The 20,148-nt window shown below is 69.9% G+C and carries 18 protein-coding genes; 6 read left to right on the top strand and 12 right to left on the bottom strand.

All coding sequences use genetic code 11. From position 1 onward, the window contains the following. The first annotated feature begins 1 nt into the window (after position 1). A complete protein-coding gene (gene xylB, locus J7D54_RS13190; protein ID WP_182763246.1) occupies positions 2-1,396 on the top strand; it encodes a xylulokinase in 1,395 nt (464 codons plus the stop codon). Positions 1,397-1,399: 3 nt separating this feature from the next. Here xylB and J7D54_RS13185 read toward each other — a convergent pair whose 3' ends face one another. From J7D54_RS13185 to J7D54_RS13170, 4 genes are all read right to left on the bottom strand, one after another. Next, the gene (locus J7D54_RS13185; protein ID WP_182763247.1) at positions 1,400-2,194 is read right to left on the bottom strand and encodes a deoxyribonuclease IV; all 795 of its coding nucleotides are present in this window, start codon (positions 2,192-2,194) and stop codon (positions 1,400-1,402) included. 45 nt (positions 2,195-2,239) lie between these two features. Then, entirely contained in the window at positions 2,240-3,682 is a 1,443-nt protein-coding gene (locus J7D54_RS13180; RefSeq protein WP_245244025.1) for an MFS transporter, read from the bottom strand. Positions 3,683-3,761: 79 nt separating this feature from the next. Further along, positions 3,762-4,640, bottom strand: coding sequence for a hypothetical protein (locus J7D54_RS13175; protein WP_182763248.1), 879 nt, complete (start codon positions 4,638-4,640; stop codon positions 3,762-3,764). 78 nt (positions 4,641-4,718) lie between these two features. Beyond that, positions 4,719-5,582: a hypothetical protein gene (locus tag J7D54_RS13170; RefSeq protein ID WP_182763249.1), complete on the bottom strand. Its 864-nt coding sequence runs from the start codon at positions 5,580-5,582 to the stop codon at positions 4,719-4,721. Positions 5,583-5,703: 121 nt separating this feature from the next. On the opposite strand from J7D54_RS13170, the gene udp reads away from it, so the two are divergent. After that, positions 5,704-6,477: a uridine phosphorylase gene (gene udp, locus J7D54_RS13165; protein WP_182763250.1), complete on the top strand. Its 774-nt coding sequence runs from the start codon at positions 5,704-5,706 to the stop codon at positions 6,475-6,477. A gap of 4 nt (positions 6,478-6,481) precedes the next feature. Here udp and J7D54_RS13160 read toward each other — a convergent pair whose 3' ends face one another. Continuing rightward, positions 6,482-8,095, bottom strand: coding sequence for an ATP-binding cassette domain-containing protein (locus J7D54_RS13160; protein WP_182763251.1), 1,614 nt, complete (start codon positions 8,093-8,095; stop codon positions 6,482-6,484). A gap of 171 nt (positions 8,096-8,266) precedes the next feature. Between J7D54_RS13160 and J7D54_RS13155 the strand changes: the two genes are divergently transcribed. Beyond that, the gene (locus J7D54_RS13155; RefSeq protein ID WP_182763252.1) at positions 8,267-10,045 is read left to right on the top strand and encodes a long-chain fatty acid--CoA ligase; all 1,779 of its coding nucleotides are present in this window, start codon (positions 8,267-8,269) and stop codon (positions 10,043-10,045) included. A gap of 1 nt (position 10,046) precedes the next feature. On the opposite strand, the gene J7D54_RS13150 is transcribed toward J7D54_RS13155, so the two are convergent. The 7 genes from J7D54_RS13150 to J7D54_RS13120 form a co-directional block, all read right to left on the bottom strand. Then, the gene (locus J7D54_RS13150) at positions 10,047-10,877 is read right to left on the bottom strand and encodes a type II CAAX prenyl endopeptidase Rce1 family protein (RefSeq protein WP_209455146.1); all 831 of its coding nucleotides are present in this window, start codon (positions 10,875-10,877) and stop codon (positions 10,047-10,049) included. 9 nt (positions 10,878-10,886) lie between these two features. Beyond that, positions 10,887-11,657 carry an ABC transporter ATP-binding protein gene (locus J7D54_RS13145; protein WP_209455145.1) on the bottom strand — a complete coding sequence of 257 codons (771 nt, stop codon included), beginning with the start codon at positions 11,655-11,657 and terminating at the stop codon, positions 10,887-10,889. Then, entirely contained in the window at positions 11,654-12,451 is a 798-nt protein-coding gene (locus J7D54_RS13140) for an ABC transporter ATP-binding protein (RefSeq protein ID WP_220486215.1), read from the bottom strand. Before J7D54_RS13140 ends, J7D54_RS13145 begins: the two co-directional genes overlap by 4 nt. Next, on the bottom strand, positions 12,448-13,317 hold the full coding sequence (locus tag J7D54_RS13135) for an ABC transporter permease (RefSeq protein WP_182763253.1): 870 nt from the start codon (positions 13,315-13,317) through the stop codon (positions 12,448-12,450). Before J7D54_RS13135 ends, J7D54_RS13140 begins: the two co-directional genes overlap by 4 nt. After that, a complete protein-coding gene (locus tag J7D54_RS13130) occupies positions 13,314-14,279 on the bottom strand; it encodes an ABC transporter permease (protein WP_182763254.1) in 966 nt (321 codons plus the stop codon). Before J7D54_RS13130 ends, J7D54_RS13135 begins: the two co-directional genes overlap by 4 nt. Positions 14,280-14,317: 38 nt before the next feature. Beyond that, complete coding sequence (locus J7D54_RS13125) at positions 14,318-15,826, bottom strand: ABC transporter substrate-binding protein (RefSeq protein WP_182763255.1); 1,509 nt, start codon at positions 15,824-15,826, stop codon at positions 14,318-14,320. 72 nt (positions 15,827-15,898) lie between these two features. Continuing rightward, a complete protein-coding gene (locus tag J7D54_RS13120) occupies positions 15,899-16,336 on the bottom strand; it encodes an OsmC family protein (protein ID WP_182763256.1) in 438 nt (145 codons plus the stop codon). A 197-nt stretch (positions 16,337-16,533) separates the two neighbouring features. Between J7D54_RS13120 and J7D54_RS13115 the strand changes: the two genes are divergently transcribed. The 3 genes from J7D54_RS13115 to J7D54_RS13105 all read left to right on the top strand — a co-directional run bounded on the left by J7D54_RS13115 (position 16,534) and on the right by J7D54_RS13105 (position 20,148). Then, the gene (locus J7D54_RS13115) at positions 16,534-17,610 is read left to right on the top strand and encodes a branched-chain amino acid aminotransferase (protein ID WP_182763257.1); all 1,077 of its coding nucleotides are present in this window, start codon (positions 16,534-16,536) and stop codon (positions 17,608-17,610) included. A 107-nt stretch (positions 17,611-17,717) separates the two neighbouring features. After that, complete coding sequence (locus tag J7D54_RS13110) at positions 17,718-18,902, top strand: zinc-dependent alcohol dehydrogenase (RefSeq protein WP_182763258.1); 1,185 nt, start codon at positions 17,718-17,720, stop codon at positions 18,900-18,902. A gap of 91 nt (positions 18,903-18,993) precedes the next feature. Next, the gene (locus J7D54_RS13105) at positions 18,994-20,148 is read left to right on the top strand and encodes an LLM class flavin-dependent oxidoreductase (RefSeq protein ID WP_182763259.1); all 1,155 of its coding nucleotides are present in this window, start codon (positions 18,994-18,996) and stop codon (positions 20,146-20,148) included.

The raw sequence follows: 20,148 nt of genomic DNA, 5'->3' as shown, positions 1-20,148 counted from the left end.
GATGGCATTGGTGGCAGGCGTCGACACCTCGACACAGTCGTGCAAGGTGCTCATCGTCGATGCCGACTCCGGCGCTGTGGTGCGCCGGGGCCAGGCGTCGCACCCCGACAGGACCGCCGTCGACCCGGAACACTGGTGGAACGCGTTCCAGCAGGCTGTCGAGCAGGCCGGCGGGCTGGATGACGTCGAGGCGCTGAGCGTCGGCGGTCAGCAGCACGGCATGGTGGCGCTGGACGCCGACGGCCGCGTGATCCGCGATGCACTGCTCTGGAACGACACCCGCTCAGCGGGGGCCGCCGCAGACCTGCGCGCGGAGTTCGACGGCTGGGCGGAGGCCGTCGGCCACCTGCCGCTGGCGTCGTTCACGCAGACGAAGCTTCGCTGGCTGGCGGAGGAGGAGCCTGACAACGCGGCGCGGGTCGCCGCCGTCGCGCTCCCGCACGACTGGCTGACGTGGCGCATCCGTGGCGCACGCTCGCTCGACGACCTGGTCACGGACCGCTCCGACGCGTCGGGCACGGGCTACTTCGACTCCGTCGCCAATGAGTACCGCCGCGACCTGTTGTCGTTGGCGCTGCGACGCGACGCCGCGAATGTGGTGTTGCCCCGCGTCCTGCGTCCCCACGAGGCGGTCGAGGGGCCGGGGTTCCTCATTGGGCCCGGCGCCGGCGACAACGCGGCGGCCGCTCTGGGGCTGGGCCTCGCGCCCGGCCAGACGTCGCTGTCGATCGGCACTTCGGGCGTGGTGGCTGCAGTCTCCGGCACCCCGGTGGCCGACGCCACCGGCACAGTGAACGGCTTCGCGGACGCCACCGGTGCCTGGCTGCCACTCACCGCCACCCTCAACGCGGCCCGCATCCTCGACAGCGCCCGCTCCGTGCTGGGCGTCGATTTCGACGAGCTGGCCAGGCTGGCGCTGTCGGCAGAGCCCGGCGCCGGCGGGCTGACGCTCGTGCCGTGGTTCGAGGGCGAACGCACGCCCAACCTGCCCGACGCCACGGCCTCGCTGGTGGGCATGACGCTGGCCAACTTCACGCCGTCGAACCTCGCCCGCGCCGCCGTCGAGGGCCTGCTGGGCCTGCTCGGTGGGGGTCTTGATGCGGTGCGAGCGCTCGGTGTCGCCGTTGAGCGCGTGTCGCTGATCGGTGGCGGCGCCAAGTCTGAGGCCGTGCGACGGATCGCCCCCGCGGTGCTCGGGGTGCCCGTGGACGTGCCGCCGGCCGGCGAGTACGTGGCGCTGGGTGCCGCGCGTCAGGCCGCGTGGGTGCTGACCGGAACGCTCCCCACCTGGGAGCTGGCCGGCTCCGAGACCTACGAGGCCGCGTCGAAGCCGGAGGTCATGGAGCGCTACCGCGCAGAGGCCGAGCGGCTGGCTGTCGCCAACGGCTGGAAGTAGCCCTCAGAGCCGGGCCCGGAGCCACGCCAGGTCGGCGTCGTGCTCCGGGACCCCGCCGGGGGTCTCCAGGATGGTCGGCACGGCCGCTTCGCGGATGATCGCGATGAGCGCCTCCGGGTCCGCCTGACCCTGACCCAGGTTGGCGTGCCGGTCGGCGCCGCTGTCGTAGGCGTCGCGGGAGTCGTTGCAGTGCACCACGTCGATGCGGCCGGTGATCGCCTTGATGCGCCCCACCAGGCCGTCGAGCTCCAGCCCGCCCGCGTGGGCGTGGCACGTGTCGAGGCAGAACCCGACCTGCCCGATGTTGTCCGAACCTGAGATGGCGTCCCACAGCCGCTCGATCGACTCCTCGTAGCGCGCCATCGCCTGCCCGCCACCGGCCGTGTTCTCGATGAAGATCGGCACCGGCAGTTTCAATCCGTCCACGCACTTGCGCCAGTTCTCGTACCCGACGGCCGGGTCGTCCTTCGCGGTGACGTGACCGCCGTGCACCACCACCCCGAGCGCGCCCACGGCAGCCGCCTCGTCGACGGTCTGCTGCAGCAGCTTGCGGCTGGGGATGCGCACGCGGTTGTTCAGCGAAGCGACGTTGAGCGCGTACGGGGAGTGGACGACCAGCTGCACGCCCGCCTCGGCGGCGGCCAGCCTGAGGGCCTCGGCCCCGCCCTCGGTGAGGGCCGCGGGCTTCTTCCAGCTCTGCGGGTCGCCGAGGAAGATCTGCACTACTCCGGCGCCGAGCGCGGCGGCGTCGGCGAGGGGGTTGACGGAGTCGACGTGGGCACCGAGGGGGAAAGACATGGGGCCCAGCCTAGCTATGTGGCGCGGGAAGTCCGCGGCGCAGTTTCAGCGCGCATGCTGCCTGTCGTCCATGATCCCCAGCACGAGCGCGAGCAGGAGGCAGGCTGCGATCCCGGTGAAGGCGCTCATGAACGCCAGGGTCCATGAGCCCGTGGCGGCGACGGCGAAGAAGACGCCGGTGATGGCGGCGTTGCCCAGCGCGGTGGTGATGCGCTCCACGGTCTGCTTCAGGCCGCTGGCCGTGCCGCCGTGGCGCACGGGCACGTCCTGCATGCTCAACGTCTGGTTCGCCGAGGCGAAGGCGCCCATGGCCGCCCCGTTGAGACCCAGCGTGGCAGAGAGCCACCAGAACGACCAGCCGAACTCCCCGATGCCCCACGCCACCAGGATGCTCAACAGGGCGCCGGTGACCATCAACGCGAGCGCGAAGACGACGAGTCGCCTGCCACGCGTCATCACGAAGCGCACCGTGTAGATCGAGGCGACGGCGCTCAGCACCGCGTTGGGGAGCCCCAGAAGGCCGGTGCGCAGCGCGTCGACCCCCAGCCCGTTCTGCAGGAAGATCGCCACCACCGCGAACGTGGAGGTCAGACCCAGGAAGGCGGCGCCGGAAACCAGCAGCCCGTTGCGGAAGGAGCGGTAGCGGAAGAGTTCGAGGTCCACGAGCGGCTCGCGGCCCGCGGCCTTGTAGCGGCGCTCCCAGAACCACCACGTGAGGATCAGGACGGCGGCGAGGGGCAGGAGCCACCAGGCCCACGACTGCCTGGCCATGAACGGGTACATCACGGCCACCACGGAGGCGGTGATGAGCAGGGAGCCGACCGGGTCCAGATCGACCCTGCCCGCCGTCGCGTCGAGGCCCAGCCGTCGCCTGCGTTCCTTCACGAACGGGAACCACCTCAGGCCCAGCACGACTGCGGCAAGGCCGAGGGGCAGGTAGCCGAAGAAAGCCCAGCGCCATCCGGTCTCCGGGCCGGCGGCCTCGATGATGGCACCGGCGATGACGGGGCCGGCCGCCACTGAGGCGGAGATCGTCACGCCCAGCAGGGCGAACGCCTTGGCCCGCCCACCGCCGCTGAAGTACTGCTGGATCATGCCGGTGACCTGCGGCGAGAATAGTCCCGCGCCCACGCCCTGCACCAGCCTGGCTGCGTTCAGGATGAACGCGTTGGGCGCCAGACCGCATGCCAGCGACGCCACGGTGAACAGCGCCGCACCGACGATGAACCAGGAGCCACGCCCCAGCACGTCGCCGGCGCGGCCGGCGGGGATCAGCGTCACTCCGAAGGCCAGCGCGTAGCCGGCGAGCACCCACTGGAGGTCCTGGTCGGTCGCGCCCAGCCCCTCCTGGATGGTGGGCAGGGCCACGTTGACCGACGAGATGGCCATGAGCGACATCCCCATCGACAACAGCAGGACGGCCAGGACCTTCATCCGGTGGAAGGTCCTGGCCGTGCCTGGTGCGGAGATGTGGTTTCTATCGGTCACCCGGCGAGTATGTCACCCAGTGGCGCGATCACCCGCGTGGCGTGTCTGGGTCATCGTCCCCCTCCGGGTGACGTGCCCGTCACCGGTTGAAGAGGACCTGGTTGTTGAAGACCCACGTGGTCTCCTGGCGGTAGCCGGAAGAGGTGGTGCCGATCACGGTGGCGAGGATGTAGCTGCGGCAGGCGCCGCGTCCGGTGGTGGCGGTGTCGCATTCGGTGCGCCACCTGCGGCCGTCGGTGGCGGTCCAGCCCGGGGTGGTGTTGCCCAGGGGGTTGTTCTTCCAGAGGGCACGGTCCGACCAGCGGTACGTGAGCGAGTTGAACGCCCAGCTGTCGGTCTTGACGTACCGGCCGTCCTTCAGCGTGATGACGGAGGCCCAGATCTCGGTGCGGCAGCGGGCGGTGGCCGAGTACGGCTCGCAGGTGGTGCGCCACTGGCGAGAGTTGACGGTGCGCTCGCCGGGGACGGTGTAGACCTCCATCATCGGCTTGAAGAGCTTGGCGGTGGCGATGTTGTTGGCCTCGGACACGGCCCAGGTGTTGCCGGTCATGGAGGCCACCGCGCCCGGCGCGAACGTCCAGTAGTAGAACGCAGGGCTGGCGTCGGCCCACTTGAAGGCATCGGCGCCCAGCGCCGGTACGGGTTGCGGCTGGAACGGATAGGGGCTCTCGTCGGGCCACTCGGCGGCGATCGTCGCCTTGACCTCGGCCGGGGTGCCGACGGCGACGCTGACGGTGAAGCCGTCGTAGGCGTCGCCGCCCACCCTCTGGTAGCGGCAGGAGGTGGTGGTGACCTCTGTCCGGGTCATCTTCGCGCCCCAGGTGGCCGAGACGGCCTCGGCGCTGGGACAGGCGACGCGGGCCACGGGGGCGACCGGGGCGGCCTGCGCGGGAGTGGCCACACCGACGGCGAACATCGCTGCGGCGGCCAGGACGGTGAGTGTGGTGCGGAGCTTCATTGGAATCGCCTTCCTCAGCGGTCTGTACCGGTAAGACGCGATGAGCGGCGCTTTGGTTGACAGGCGGACCGGTTCGGCTCAGCTGAACAGGACCTGGTTGTTGAACACCCAGCCGACGGTGGTGACGAACTCCCCGTCCGATGCCACCTCGACGGTGGGGTGACGAAGCCAGGTTCGACAGGCGCCCCGTCCCGTGACGGCCGTGTCGCACTCGGTGCGCCAGACCCGGCCGTCGGCCCGCCACGTGCCGTCGGTGGCGAGCGGGTTGTGCGCCCACAGCGCGCGCTTGGACCAGAGGTACGTCAGCGAGTTGAAGGTCCAACCCTCCTGGCGGCGGAAGGAAGCCCCGTCAGGCACGACGGTGTGCGCCCAGATCTCGGTGCGGCAGCGGGTGGTTTCGGAGTACGGCTCGCAGGTGGTGCGCCACTTCCGGCCGCCCACCGTGCGCTCGCCCGGCACGGTGTAGACCTCCATCTGTGGGCGGAACAACTCCGCTGTGGCCACTGCCTTCGCGTGGTCGTCGACGCCGCTGAGCGTGCCCACCGCCCCGGGGCTGACCTCCCAGTAGACGTTGGCCGGGCCCGCGGACTCCCAGGAGAACGCCTCCGGGCCCAGCGCGACGGCCGAGCGGATGGTGGCGTCCTGCCACGCCTCGACGCGGGACCGGGCGGCGGCCAGGCCGGCGTCCTTGGTGTAGGTGAACTCGACGCGCTGCCGCGGGCCCTGCGCGGCGGTGGGGGCGCTCTCGTACCAGCAGGAGGCGCGAGTGGCGGTCAGGGAGGACAGGTCGTAGCCGGACACCTTCGAGACCTGCTCGGCGGTGGGGCACGAGATGCGCCGGACCGGCGTGACGGGGGTGGTGCCCTCATCGGCACGTGCCACGGCCGGGACGGCGAGGAGGACAGTGGCGGCGACGGCCAGCACACGGCGCAGCACGTTCATCGCATCTCCTCCTCGGCCCCACACCGAGGTGACGCGCCCGACGGTGTGTCTGACAAACTCTAAACCCAGCAGGGGCTGCCCGGATACGGGTAGCTTGGCTGACATTCAGTAAGGAGCATTCATGGCCTACTCAGAGGGTTACGAGTACCACATCCACCTCGCCCAGGGCGACATCGGGCGCTACGTCTTCCTCCCCGGCGACCCCGGCCGCTGCGAGGTCATCGCGCAGCATTTCGACAACCCCCGCTTCGTCGCGTCGAACCGCGAACACACCACCTGGGCGGGTGAACTCGACGGCGTGCCAGTCGCGGTCACGTCCACCGGCATGGGCGGCCCGTCCACCGCGATCGCCGTCGAGGAACTCATCCATGTGGGCGCCGACACCTTCATGCGCGTCGGCACCTCCGGCGCCATGCAGCCGGAGACGCAGCCCGGCGATGTCGCCGTGATCAACGCCGCCATCCGTGACGAGGGCACTGGCCTGCACTACCTGCCGATGGAGTTCCCCGCCGTCGCCCACCAGGACCTCGTCATGGGCCTGACCGAGGCCGCGCGGGACATGGGGAAGCGCTACCACGTGGGCGTCTCGCAGTCGAAGGATTCCTTCTACGGGCAGCACTCGCCGGATTCGATGCCCGTGGCGTCGCGCCTGAAGGAGCGGTGGGACGCCTGGGTGAAGGGCGGCTGCCTGGTCTCCGAGATGGAATGTGCCACGCTGTTCCTCGTCGCCGCCACCCGCCGCGTCCGCGCCGGCGGCGTGATGATGATCATGGGTCACCACGATTTCCAGCCCATGACCGACGAGGAGAAGGCAGCGTCGCAGATCGGCAACCTGATCCCCACCGCCATCGAGGGCATGCGTCGCGTGATCGCCGCCGACAAGGCCCGCGGCTGACGCCTCACCCGTCACTGATCCGCACGTCGCCCGCCTCCCGGGTCAGATCCCAGCGACGGGTGACGTGCAGGTCGCGGGCCAGGTGCGCGTCGTGGGTGACGATGAGGAGCGCCCCGCGGTAGTCGCCGAGCGCCGCCACCAGCTGCCCCACCGACGCCAGGTCGAGGTTGTTGGTGGGTTCGTCGAGCACCAGCAACTGCGGCGCCGGATCCGCGAACAGCGTGCGCGCCAGCCCCAGCCGGAACCGTTCACCGCCCGACAGGGTGGCCGGCGGCTGGTCCGCGCGGTCACCCCTGATCAGGAACCGCGCCAGGAGCGCCCGGGCGTCGTGCGGCGTCCGGCCCGGGGCGGCCGCCCGCACCGCCTCCAGCGCGGAGGGGAAAGCGTCCAACTCGTCGAGTGTCTGCGTCAGCACGCCGACGGGCACCTGGGGCGGGAGCGTGACCTCCACGTCGCGGAGAAGGCGGGACGCGGTGCCGTTTCCCAGCAGCCGGGCGAGCAGCGTTGACTTCCCCGCCCCGTTGTCGCCCGTGAGGCGGATCCGCTCAGGGCCGACCACCTCGAGCGGCGACTCACCGGGCCGATGCAGGGCCAGGATCCGCTTGCCCGGCGGCACCGTGGTGTCAGGCAGGTCGATCCTGATCACCTCGGGCGCGCGTGCCGCGGCGTCGGCGCTTCTGCGGGTGGCGAGCGCGTTGGCGACGGCCGCGGCGTGCGCCGCCGCCTTGGCGCCGGATCCCTTGTCCGCGCGGTCCTGGAAGTAGTGCGCGGCCATCTTGTCCACGTTGCCCTTGGCCCGCTCACGCCGCCCGGAGCGGTCCCGTTGGGCCTGCCGCTGCAGCTCCGCCTGTGCGGCGCGCTTCGCGCGGGACACCTCGGCGTCGGCCTCCCGAAGTCGCCGCTCAGCCGTGGCCTGAGCGGCGGCACGCTGCTCCTGGTAGGCGCTGAACGGGCCGCCGAAGCTGACGGTGCCGCGGGGATCGAGGTCCACCAGCGCGTCCACGCGCTCCAGCAGGTCGCGGTCGTGGCTGACGACGATGACCGCGCCGGCCCACGCGCTGAGGGCGTCGTGGAGCCACCGTCGGGTGCGGGTGTCGAGGTTGTTGGTGGGCTCGTCGAGCAGGGTGATGTCGGCCCGGGCGAGCCGCGCGCCCGCCAGGGCGATCCGGGTGGCTTCGCCGCCGGACAGCGAGCCGGCGTCGCGGTCGAGGAAGTCCGTGTCGACCGGCAGCCCGAGGGTGGCCAGTGCGGCCAGGGCGCGGGGCTCCACATCCCAGTCCTCGCCGACGGCGTCGAACTGCGCTTGGTCGACGGACCCGGCTTCGAGGGCCCGCAGCGCGGATCGGACGGGTGTGATGCCGAGCAGGTCAGCGACCGAGCTCGCAGTCGACACGCGCTGGGGCAGGAGATGAACCCGTCCCGAGACCAGCAGTTGGCCCGCCGTCGGCTGGAGGCGGCCGGCGATGAGGCGCAGCAGGGTGGTTTTCCCGGAGCCGTTGGGCCCGATGAGCCCCGTCCGGGCAGCCGGGAACGTGGCGGAGACGCTGTCGAGGATGACGGCTCCGTTGGGCAGGTGGAAGGAGAGGCCGTCTACGACGACGGCAGGGGACTGAGCCATGAGGGTCCTGAGGGTCGCTGGGATGCGGTCTGGTGGACGGCACGCCAACGGGCGCGCCCGGCTCAGTCAGTCATGTCACTTCCAAGGTCGGGTCCGACCAGTCTAGACACCGGCGGGCACGTCTGTCACGGTGCGCGTTAGGCTGGAGAACGCCCAACGGAGGGGAACCCCATGAATCACGTCGTCGCACGCGTCCGCAGCATCATCGAGCAGCATGGCCAGCGCACCGCCACCAGAATCCGCGAGAACGACGCGTGGCGAACGCAGACCTACGCGCAGTTCGGTGAGCAGATCCGACGGGTGGGTCAGGGTCTCCTGAACCTGGGCGTCGAAACCGGTGGGCGCGTGGGCATCTTCCTGGGCAACAGCCCCGAGTGGTCCGAGATCGACCTCGGTTCCGGCCTGGTGCGTGCGGTGCCCGTGCCGTTGTACGCCACGTCCACGCCGGAGCAGATCCAGCACATCGCCCAGGATTCGGGCCTGACGGTGATGTTCGTCGGCAACCAGTCTGAGGCCGAGCGGGTGCTGGAGGTGTTCGACTCCCTGCCGGAGCTGGAGCATGTCATCATCACCAGGCCCTACGACGGCATGCCGCCCCAGATCGTCAGCTACGCGGACTTCCTGGCCGAGCCCACCCCCGCCGTCGAAGAGCGCTTCGCCGGGGCCGACGGGGACGACCTCGCCTCGATCATCTACACCTCCGGAACCACCGGCAACCCCAAGGGCGTGATGCTCCAGCACAAGGCGTTCGTGATGCAGTCCGAGGCGCTGGACCAGTTCTTCGACATCACCCCCGACGACCACTCGCTGTCGTTCCTGCCCCTCTCGCATGCGCTGGAGCGGGCCTGGACCTACGTCGTGCTGATGCACGGCTGCATGAACACCTACGTCGAGAACGCGCGCACCGTCGCGGAGCAGATGGTGCTGGCCCAGCCCACCCTGATGGTCTCGGTGCCGAAGCTGTTCGAGACGGTCTACACCACGGCGCACCAGAAGGCCGGCGGGTCGCCGGTGAAGCGGGCGATCTTCGCCTGGGCGCTGAAGGTGGGCCGGCACAACCAGTACGCGTTCCGCGCCGGCCGTGAGCCCGGCGCCTCGCTCCGCGCGAAGCTGCGGATCGCCGACAAGCTGGTGCTCGGCAACGTCCGCGCCGCGCTGGGCGGCCCGAAGACCGTGCTGGCCTGCGGCGGCGCCCCGCTGCGCCCGGAGATCGAGGAGTTCTTCGCGTCGGTGGGTCTGCCGGTGATGCAGGGCTACGGGCTGACGGAGGCCTCGCCGCTGGTGTCGTTCAACGCGCCGGACGACTTCAAGGAGAACACCACCGGCAAGGTGCTGCCGGGCGGCCAACTCCGCATCGGCGACTTCGGCGAAATCCTCTACAAGGGTCTCAACGTCATGTTGGGCTACTGGAACGACCAGGAGGCCACAGATCAGGTGATCAAGGACGGCTGGCTGCACACCGGCGACGTCGGCTACGTCGACACCGACGGCTTCCTCATCATCACGGACCGGCTGAAGGACATCATCGTCACCCTCGGCGGCAAGAACGTCGCCCCGCAGCCCATCGAGGGCCTGATCCTGGCGGACCCGCTGTTCGAACACGCCGTGCTGCTCGGCGACAACAGGCCGTTCGTGACGCTGCTGGTCAAGCCGTCGCTGCCCGCGGTGGAGGAGCTGGCCAAGCGCTTCTCCTGGCCGGGCGAGATGAAGGACTGGATGAACTCGAGCGAGCTGCTCGACGAGCTGCGCCGCCGCGTCGACGAGATCACGGCGCGGCTGCCATCGCAGGAGCGGCCGAAGGAGACCACCGTCCTGCACGAGGAATTCACCATGGACAACGGGCTGCTGACGCCCACACTCAAGGTGCGTCGCCGCGAGGTGGAGAAGCGCTTCCGCGAGTTGGTGGACGAGATGTACGCCCGCCTGGAGAAGGCCCGCAAGCAGGGCTGAGTCACCACAGGTAGAAGAACATCTGCAGCTGCGGGTAGCGCACGTGCACGATCGACAGGAACACCACCACGTCGAACAGCAGGTGCACCACCAGCACGTACAGCAGCGAGCGGGTCTTCGAGTACAGGTACGCCTGGAGGAGGGCGAACGGGGTGGTGAGCAGCGGGCCCCACTCCTGGTAGCCCAACTCCCAGAGGAACGACACGAAGATCACCGCGGTCAGCACGTTGGCGAACCAGAAGGAGAAGTGCCGGCGCAGCAGCACGAAGATCGTGATGATGAAGAAGAACTCGTCCCAGGAACCCACGAAGTTCACGCCGACGAAGAAGCGGGCCACCTCCGTCCAGTCCTCGAGCGCGGGCCAGTTGCGGTACGCACCGGAGCGCACGAAGTAGGTGGGCAGCAGCACCCAGCCGATCACCGGCACCGCCAGCAGATAGGCCCACATCCATGTCGTCCAGCGGCCTGAGAGCCAGTGGAAACGGATGGTGTGGTCTCCGTAGCCGAAGCGGTTGAGCAGGTACGGCACCGCCACGGCCAGCGTCAGCACCGTGCCCATCAGCGCCACGTTGCCCCAACTCACGTCGGCGCGCACCGAGATGGTGGAGACGATGATGAGGCCGACGGCGACCAGCAGGAGGTCGCGGAGCAGGACCCGGTCGAGCCAGACGGCCAGGGCGATGCCGAGCGCCATCGTCAGGTAACCGACGGGCCGGGCCTCGAGGCCGAAGAGGAAGAACGCGGAGAGGGAGACCAGCGCGGCGGGAATCAGCGACGCGCTCCATCCCGGCCTGCGCGCGACGTCGGGGGAGTCCGTGGTCTCGACGGTCACGCCGTCACCCTATCCGGCGGCGCCGAGCCGCGGGATAGCGGCGATCAGCGCCTGGGTGTACGGCTCCCGTGGTGCGTTCAGCACCTCCATCGTGGGGCCGGATTCGACGAGCCGGCCGTCCTGCAGGACCACCGTCTCGTCGCACAGCGCGGCCACGACGCTGACGTCGTGCGACACCATCACGATGCTCAGCCCGCGGTCCTTCCGCAGCCTGTCGAACAGCGCGATCACCTCGATGCGCGTGGTCACGTCGAGGGCGCTCACCGGCTCGTCGGCGATCAGCACCTCGGGGTTGGTCACGAGGGCTCGGGCGATGGCGATGCGCTGCCGCTGCCCGCCGGAGAACTCGTGCGGGTAGCGCTTCAGGACGTCGGGCTCCAGGCCCACCTCCGCCAGCGCGTCGGCCACCCGGGCTCGACGCCGGGCGCCGTCGCGCTCCACCGCCAGCGACACCAGCGGCTCGGCCACGATGCGGTCCACCCGCATCCGCGGGTCCAGCGACGCGTACGGGTCCTGGAAGACCGGCTGCACCGCGCGACGCAGCCGCCGCACCTGCCCGGCGTTCCGCAGCGACAGCGGCTCGCCGTCGAACAGCACCCGCCCCTCGCTGGGCGACGCCAGTGCCAGCAGCAGCCGCAGCGCGGTGGTCTTGCCGGAACCCGATTCGCCCACCACGCCCAAGCTCCGCCCCTTGTCGACGGCGAGGTCAAGCCCCTGCAGGGCCGGCTCTGTGGCCCCGCGGTAGCGGTAGGTGGCGCCCTCCAGCGCGAGGATCGTCACTCGAGCCTCCCGGTGGTCAGCGCACGGTCCAGCGCCCGAGCGCTGCCCACCAGCCGGTGCGTGTACGGGTCACGGGGGTCCGTGATCAGGGCCTCCACCGGCCCCTCCTCCACGACGCGTCCGTCGCGCATCACCAGCGCCCGCGTGACGGTTTGCGAGACGACGGCGAGGTCGTGCGAGACGAACAGCAACCCCATCTCGTGTTCCTCCACCACCCGGGCGAGCAGGCTCAGGACGCCCGCCTGCACCGTCACGTCGAGCGCGGTGGTGGGCTCGTCCGCCAGCAGGATCTTCGGCCGGCACGCCAGGGCGGCCGCGATCGCCACGCGCTGGCGTTGCCCGCCGGACAGTTCGTGCGGGAAGGCGCGCAGCACCCGGTCCGTCGACGGCAGCGCCACCTCGTCCAGGGCCTGCCGGATGGCCGCCTCCAGGCCGGAGCCGCCCAGCCCACGGTGTCGGTGCAGCGGCTCGGCGAGGAACGCCCCCACGCGCGTCAGCGGATCCAGTGCGGTGGAGGGATCCTGGAACACCATCGCCACCTTCGCGCCCCGCACGCCCGCGAGGGACCGCTCAGACGCGCCGATGATCTCCTGCCCGTCCACCCGGACGGACCCGGAGGCCCGCAGCCCGCGCGGCAGCAGCCCCAACACCGAGAAGATGCTCAGCGACTTCCCGGAGCCGGATTCGCCGATGATGCCCACGCGCTCACCGGCGTCGACGGCGAACGACACTCCGTCCACCACCCGCCGGCCGCCGGCCACGACGGCCATATCGGAGACTTCGAGGTAGCTCACGACCGCTCCCTCCGCGTCGGGTCGAGCCGCTCGCGCAGCCCGTCGGCGACGAAGTTGGCCCCCAGCACGATGATCACGATGACCACACCCGGCGCGACGGCTCCCCAGGGCGCCGAGTTCACCGTCGACTGGGACTCCTGCAGCAACCGCCCCAGCGACGAGTTGGGCGGCGGCACGCCCAGCCCCAGGTAGGACAGCGACGCCTCCGCCAGCACGGCGGCCCCAAAGATCAACGCGCCCGCCACCACGAGCGTGGGCCACATGTTGGGCAGCAGATGCGAGCGGATGATGCCCAGCCAGCCGGTGCCCGACGTTCGGGCGGCCGTGACGAACTGCGCGCCCAGCAGCCTCTTGGCGAGGATGCGGGTGAGGCGCGCGACGATTGCGGAGGCCGCCAGCCCGATGGAGACGACGGCGGAACCCAGGCTCGCGCCCTGCGCGGCGCCGATGAGCATGGCCAGCAGCAGCGTGGGGAACGCGATGAGCACGTCGAGCAGCGACGACTGGATGTCGTCGAGCCAGCCCCTGGAGAACGCGGCGATCAGCCCGATGACCGTGCCCACCACCATGGCGATGGCCGAGCTGCCCACGCCGACGGTCAGCGCGATGCGGGTGCCGGCCATGATGAAGCTGAAGGTGTCGCGGCCCAGCCTGTCGGTGCCCATCCAGTGCTGGGCGCCGGGCGGTTCGAGGCGCCCGCCGGAGGTGTCCGCCAGGTCGAACGGCAACCAGACGAGGGAGACGACTCCGAGCGCCACGGCGAACAGCAGGAATGCCGTGCCCACCAGCAGCGTCAGCGGCAACCGCGCCCGCCGGCGGGCCGGCGCGGGCACGACGGCCGCGGGCAGCTCGACCGGGGCGCTCATGCGTCGGCCCCCGAGAGTGAGACGCGCAGCCGCGGGTCCACGAGGCGCTGCACCACGTCGGCGAGGAAACCGATCAACAGCACGAACAGCGTGGTGACCAGCAGCACGCCCTGGATGCTGGGGTAGTCGTGCTCCGCGATGGCCTTGGTCAGCATGGATCCCAGCCCCGGCAGGTTGAAGACGGCCTCCACCACCACGGCGCCCAGCAGGGTGGACGCCAGCTCGATGCCCAGGATGGAGATCACCGGCACCGACGCGTTGCGCAGCCCGTGACGGAGGAAGGCCTCGGTGGGGCTCGCGCCCAGAGCTCGGGCGTTGCGCAGGTGGTCCGCGTCCAGCACGTCCAGCACGGCGGAGCGGACGTAGCGCGTCAGGGAGGCGCTCATCACGAAGACGATGGTGATCACCGGCAGCGTCAACGACGTGAGCGCGGCGAGCGGATCCTCCCAATCCGTGCGCGGGAAACCGCCCGAGGGGAACAGCCGCAGCTCCAGCGCGAGCAGCCAGACGAGCAGGATGCCGATCCAGAAGACCGGCACCGCGATGCCCACCTGGGCCACGCCGGACAGCAGCACGCCCAGCCGGGTGTTGGAGCGCACGGCCGCGGTGTAGCCCAGCAGGCCGGCGACGACCACCGACAGCGCGAACGCGATGAGTGTCAACGGCAGCGTGACGGTCAGCCGTTGGGCGATGTCGGGCAGGACCCGGCTGCCGGAGATGAAGGAGTTGCCCAGGTCGAGCCGGGCAACGTCGGAGAGCCAGGTGGTGAGCTGTTCCCCGAGCGGCAGGTTCGAGCCCACCTGCTCCTGCGCCGCCTGGATCTGTTCCGGCGTGGCGTCGACGGACAACAGCGCGTTGGCCGGGTCACCCGGAAGGAGGCGCAACAGCACGAAGATCAGCAGCATCGCCAGGAGGAAGCTGAGCAGCAGAAACCCGAGCCGGCGCACCAGGTAACTGGTCATGCGCCCGCCCGGGTTTCCCGCTGGATCATTGCCAAAGATTAGCCCTTGGTGATGCCGTAGACGAAGAACTGGGAGTTCAGGCCGTTGACCGGGAACCCGCTGATGTCCTTGTGCGCCACGACGATCTGCGGGAACAGGTAGAGCCAGTTGCTGGCGGCCTCATCCGCGATGATCCGGTTGGCCTCCTTCAGCTTCTCCGCCTGCGCCTCGGGCGAATCCGCCTGCTCTGCCTCGGCCACGAGCGTCTGCACCTCGGCGTTGTCGTAGCCCCAGTAGAAGTCGGGGTTGGCGTACCAGACCACGTCGCGGTCGTTGACGTGTTCCTGCAGCGTGGCCTCGAAGGCGCGCTCCTTGAACACGTTGGAGTACCACTCGTCGGCGGTGATGGTCTTGATGTTGACCGTGATGCCCACCTTGGCCAGCTCCGACTTCAGGAACTCGGCCACCTGCGGGTGCGGGTCGTAGTTGGGGGTCTGGAGTTCGAACTCGAAGCCGTCCGCCAGGCCCGCCTCGGTCAGCAGTTCCTTGGAGAGCTCCGGGTCGTACGGGTTGAGGTCCGTGAGGTCCTCGTACCAGGGGTCCGTGGGCGGCACCATGGAGCCGATCAGCGTGCCGCGGCCGTCCCAGATCGCGTTGAGGAGCTTCTCGCGGTCGACGGCGGAGTAGACCGCCTTGCGGACGAGGGCGTCGTCGAACGGGGCGACCCGGTCGTTGAACGCCAGCAGTTCCTTCACCGTCGAGGTGCCCTCGCTGATCTGGAACTCGTCGTTGTCCTCGAACGGGACGAGCGAATCCGGGCTCTGGATGGTGGTGACCAGGTCGAGTTGGCCGGTCAGTAGGGCGTTGCCCAAGGCGCTGGCGTCGGTGAAGTAGTTGAAGGTGACGCGGCCGTTCTTGGCCTTGTCGCCCCAGTAGTCGTCGTTGCGCACCAGGCTGAGCGTGCTGCCGCGCTTCCACTCGTCCAGCGTGTAGGGGCCGGTGCCGTCGGTCTCTGTGAGCGGGTCGCCGAGCTCCGGGTTCACGATCCACACGTAGGCCATGTAGTACGGGAATGAGATGGACTTCGAGTTGAGCGTGAAGACCACCGTCTTGTCGTCGGGGGCCGCCACGGAATCCACGACGGCGAAGCTGGACTTGCGGGCCGCCTGGGAATCCTCGGCCACCACTGCCTCGTAGCTGGCCTGCACGTCTGCTGCGGTCAGGTCGCGGCCGGAGTGGAACTTCACGCCGTCGCGCAGCGTGAAGGTGTAGGTGAGGCCGTCGTCGCTGACCGCGTAGTCCTCCGCGAGGAGGTTGCTGATGGAGCCGTCGTCGTTCAGCTTGATCAGGGCCTCGTAGACGTTGCCGCCCAGGGCCTCGGTGACGCCCTGGCCGCCGCCGCCGGTGTTGCTGAGGTTGCCGGGCTCGTAGATGGAGCCGATCTCGATGGCGGCCTCCGGGTCTGCGCCCACCGCTGCGGGATCCGCTCCGTCGTCGGAGCCGCCGCAGCCGGTCAGCATCACGCCCATGGCTGCTATGGCGGCGACTGCTTTCCAGAGTTTCTTCATGACGGCTCCTGTGTTCATTCGGGTCGGCCGGTCAGCCGCCCTGCCCATCTCCCAACCCGGGGGAGGGCCATTTCATTCCCGGTTGGCCGGGACCATTTCCACCGGGGTGCCGAGGGCGACGGTGCGCGAGACGGTGCAGAGGACATCCCGGGCGCGCTCGATGGACTTGTCGAGGATCCGGCGGGCCCGGTCGCCGTCCTCGCCCTCGGGGAAGCGCACGTCGAACGTGACCCGGATGTCCTCCAGGCGGTTGCCCGTCTCGTCCTTGACGCTGGTGCCGGACGCCTCGACGGCGAACACGTCGGGCACGGCGCGGCGGGTGGTCAGCATGTCGACGTCGATCGATCCGCAGGCGGCGATGGCGGCCAGCAGGAGTTCCACGGGGGTGAAGAGGTCGTCGCCGCCGGTGCCGATGGCGATCTCGCCGCCGCGCTCGTTGGTGGCGCGGAAATCGGTGGACGACACGCGCTGCACGTCGACCGCGCGGGGGCTCCTGGTCTGTTCGGTCATGGCGCCAGCCTAGGCCGGGCGGACGGGTGGCGGCGACCCCTCGTCGGCCGGGGGACGCGCCACATCTAGACTCGGCGTCGTCCACGGCCCCACATCTGGATTCGGGCCGTGCGGCATGGATGGGGCTGGTGCTCAGCCGCGGTTTGATGAGTGGACCCCCGCCGGCGCCGGTGTGCGTCGGGGATACCATCACCTCCATGGCCCAGTTCTCCATCAAACGCAGCACGACCCCCACCGCCGAAGCAGCCCGCCACGCGGCGCTCGCAGACCCCGGTTTCGGTCGCTACTACGTGGACCACATGGCAGTGATCGACTACATCAGTGGCGACGGCTGGCAGGAACCGCGCATCGTGCCCACCACCGAATGGGCGCTGCACCCCGCCTCCGCCGTCCTGCACTACGGCCAGGAGATCTTCGAGGGACTGAAGGCCTACCGCCACGACGACGACTCGATCTGGCTGTTCCGTCCCGAGCGCAACGCCGCCCGCTTCGTGAACTCCGCCCGCCGCCTGGGCATGGCCGTCCTGCCGGAAGACCTCTTCCTCGCGTCGGTGGAGGAACTGGTGAAGCTGGAGCACCACTGGGTGCCGGTCAGCGAGAACGAGCAGAGTCTCTACCTGCGCCCGTTCACCATCGCCTCGGAGCCCTATCTCGGCGTCCGTGAGGCCAACACCTACCGCTACGCCGTGATCGCCACGCCCGCGGGCCCGTACTACTCGGAGCCCGTGAAGCTGTGGATCACCCCCAACTACACGCGCGCCGCCCCCGGCGGCACCGGCACCGCCAAGTGCGGCGGCAACTATGCCGCCAGCCTGATCGCCACGGAGGAGGCGGCGGCCAACGGCTGCGGCCAGGTGCTGTGGCTCGACGGCGCGGAGCGCAAGTGGGTGGAGGAGTGCGGCACCATGAACATCATGTTCGTGACGGCCGACGGCGAACTGCTCACGCCGGCCCTCGGCACCATCCTGCCGGGCGTCACGCGCGAATCCATCCTGGAACTCGCGGCGGATCATGACCTCAAGGCCGTTGAACGCAAGATCTCCATCGACGAGGTGCTCGACGGCGTGGCCAGCGGCCAGATCGCCGAGGTGTTCGCCTGCGGCACCGCCGCCGTCGTGACCCCCATCACCGGCTTCAACTCCCCGGACCGCGGCCCCCAGCAGGTGGCCGACGGCATGCCGGGCAGCAAGACCCGCGAGATCCGCCAGCACCTCGTGGACATCCAGTACGGCCGCGCGGAGGACAAGCACGGCTGGATGCGCCGCGTCGTCTGACCGAGGGCCGCTGTCGTCACGGAGCTCTTGTTTCGCCTCAGGCGGAGCCGCCCCAGCACCACCCCATGAGGGGTGTCGCCGCCGGCCGCGTCATGTGAGGCTGGAACATGTTTGCAGTCACCTGGCAAGGCATTGAAGACATCCGCACCGTGGAGGTCGACGAGCCGCGGATCATGGAGCCCACAGACGCCGTGCTGCGCGTCACCTCCACCGCCATCTGCGGCTCGGACCTGCACCTCTACTCCACTTTCGCGCCGTTCCTCGAGAAGGGCGACATTCTCGGCCACGAGTTCATGGGCATCGTCGAGGAGGTCGGCGGCGCGGTGCAGAACCTCGCCGTGGGTGACCGCGTGGTGGTCCCGTTCACCATTACCTGCGGCCACTGCTGGATGTGCACCCGCGGCCTCCATACGCAGTGCGAGACCACGCAGGTGCGCGAACAGGGCCGGGGGGCGGCGCTGTTCGGGTACACCTCGATGTACGGCGGCGTGCCGGGCGGGCAGGCGGAGCGGGTGCGGGTGCCGCACGCCGACTTCGGGCCGGTGAAGCTCCCGGCCGATTTCGACGACGAGCGGTTCCTCTACCTCAGCGACATCCTCCCCACCGCGTGGCAGGCGGCGAAGTACGCGGAGGTGAAGCCCGGCGACACCGTCGCGGTCCTCGGGCTGGGCCCGGTGGGGCAGATGGCGGTGCGCTCCGCGTTCCGCCAGGGCGCCACCCGGGTGCTGGGCGTCGACCTCGTCGACGAGCGGCTCCGCCTGGCCGAGGAGTGGGGCGCGGAGACCGTCGACTACCGTCAGGTCAAGGATGTCGCCGTGGCGCTGCGCGGACGTACGGACGGCCGCGGCCCGGACTGCGTCATCGATGCCGTCGGGATGGAGGCGCACGGCAATCCGGTCACCGCGCAGATCATCGCCGGGACCGCCCGTATGCCTAAGCCGGTGGGCCGCCGGATGTTCAAAGACCTCGGCATCGACAGGCTGGATGCCCTGCACACCGCCATCGACGCCGTCCGTCGCGGCGGCGTCCTGTCGGTCGCCGGCGTCTACGGCGGGATGGTCGATCCCATGCCCATGATGACGTTGTTCGACAAGCAGCTGACGTTGCGCCTCGGCCAGTGCAACGTGCCCCGGTGGACCGATGAACTGTTGGCCCTCGCGCTGGAGGACGGCGACGTCATGGGGCTGGAGGGCTTCGCCACCCACCGCGTGCCGCTGTCTGAGGCCTCGGAGGCTTACAAGATGTTCCAGACCAAGTCCGACGGTTGCCTCAAGGTGGTGCTGCAACCCTGAGCTGCCGGCGCGCTTGGGCCCGGGGAGAGGAATAGTTGAATCCTCAAGTATGTTGTACAGTGATGACATCAGCTTGAAGGAAAGGCACATCATGCAGTTCGGCATCTTCACCATCGGTGACGTCACCACGGACCCCACCACGGGCCGGACGCCCACGGAGAATGCCCGCATCCGGGCCACCGTCGAGCTCGCCATGAAGGCTGAGGAAGTGGGTCTGGACGTGTTCGCCACCGGTGAGCACCACAACCCGCCGTTCATCGCGCCGGCCAACCCGCCCATCCTGATGGCGTACCTGGCCGCGAAGACCGAGAAGATCCTCCTCTCCACCGCCACCACGCTCATCACCACCAACGACCCGGTGCGCCTGGCCGAGGACTACGCCTACGCGCAGCACCTGGCTGAGGGCCGCGTCGACCTCATGATGGGCCGCGGCAACACCGGCCCGGTCTACCCCTGGTTCGGCAAGGACATCCGCGAGGGCATTGGGCTCGCCGTCGAGAACTACTCGCTGCTGCACGCGCTGTGGCGCGAGGAGGTCGTCAACTTCGAGGGCAAGTACCGCACCCCGCTGCACGGCTTCACCTCCACGCCACGCCCGCTCGACGGCATCCCGCCGTTCGTCTGGCACGGTTCCATCCGCTCCCCCGAGATCGCGGAGCAGGCCGCCTACTACGGTGACGGCTTCTTCCACAACAACATCTTCTGGCCCTCGTCGCACACCAAGCGCATGGTGGAGCTGTACCGCCGCCGCTTCGAGCACTACGGCCACGGCACGGCGGACCAGGCGATCGTCGGGCTCGGCGGCCAGGTGTTCATGCGCAAGAACTCCCAGGACGCCGTGCGCGAATTCCGCCCGTACTTCGACAACGCCCCCGTCTACGGCGGCGGCCCGTCGCTGGAGGACTTCACCCGCGAGACGCCGCTCACCGTCGGGTCGCCCCAACAGGTCATCGAGCGGGTGCTCGGCTTCCGCGAGTACGCCGGCGACTACCAGCGCCAGCTGTTCCTCATGGACCACGCCGGCCTGCCGCAGAAGGTGGTGCTCGAGCAGCTCGACCTGCTCGGCGCAGAGGTCGTGCCCGTGCTCCGCAAGGAGTTCGCGAAGCTCAAGCCCGCGCACGTGCCCGACGCCCCCACCCACGCGAGCCTGCTCGCCGCCCGGGGGCCCGTCGAGGAGGCGGCGCCCGGCGAGCCGCAGGTGGACCGCTGGACCGGCACCCGCGCCGAAGACGACAACAAGCTCTGA

This window comes from Tessaracoccus sp. MC1865 (genome assembly GCF_017815535.1).
Classification (GTDB): domain Bacteria; phylum Actinomycetota; class Actinomycetes; order Propionibacteriales; family Propionibacteriaceae; genus Arachnia.
This window is presented reverse-complemented; position numbering and strand designations above follow the sequence as displayed.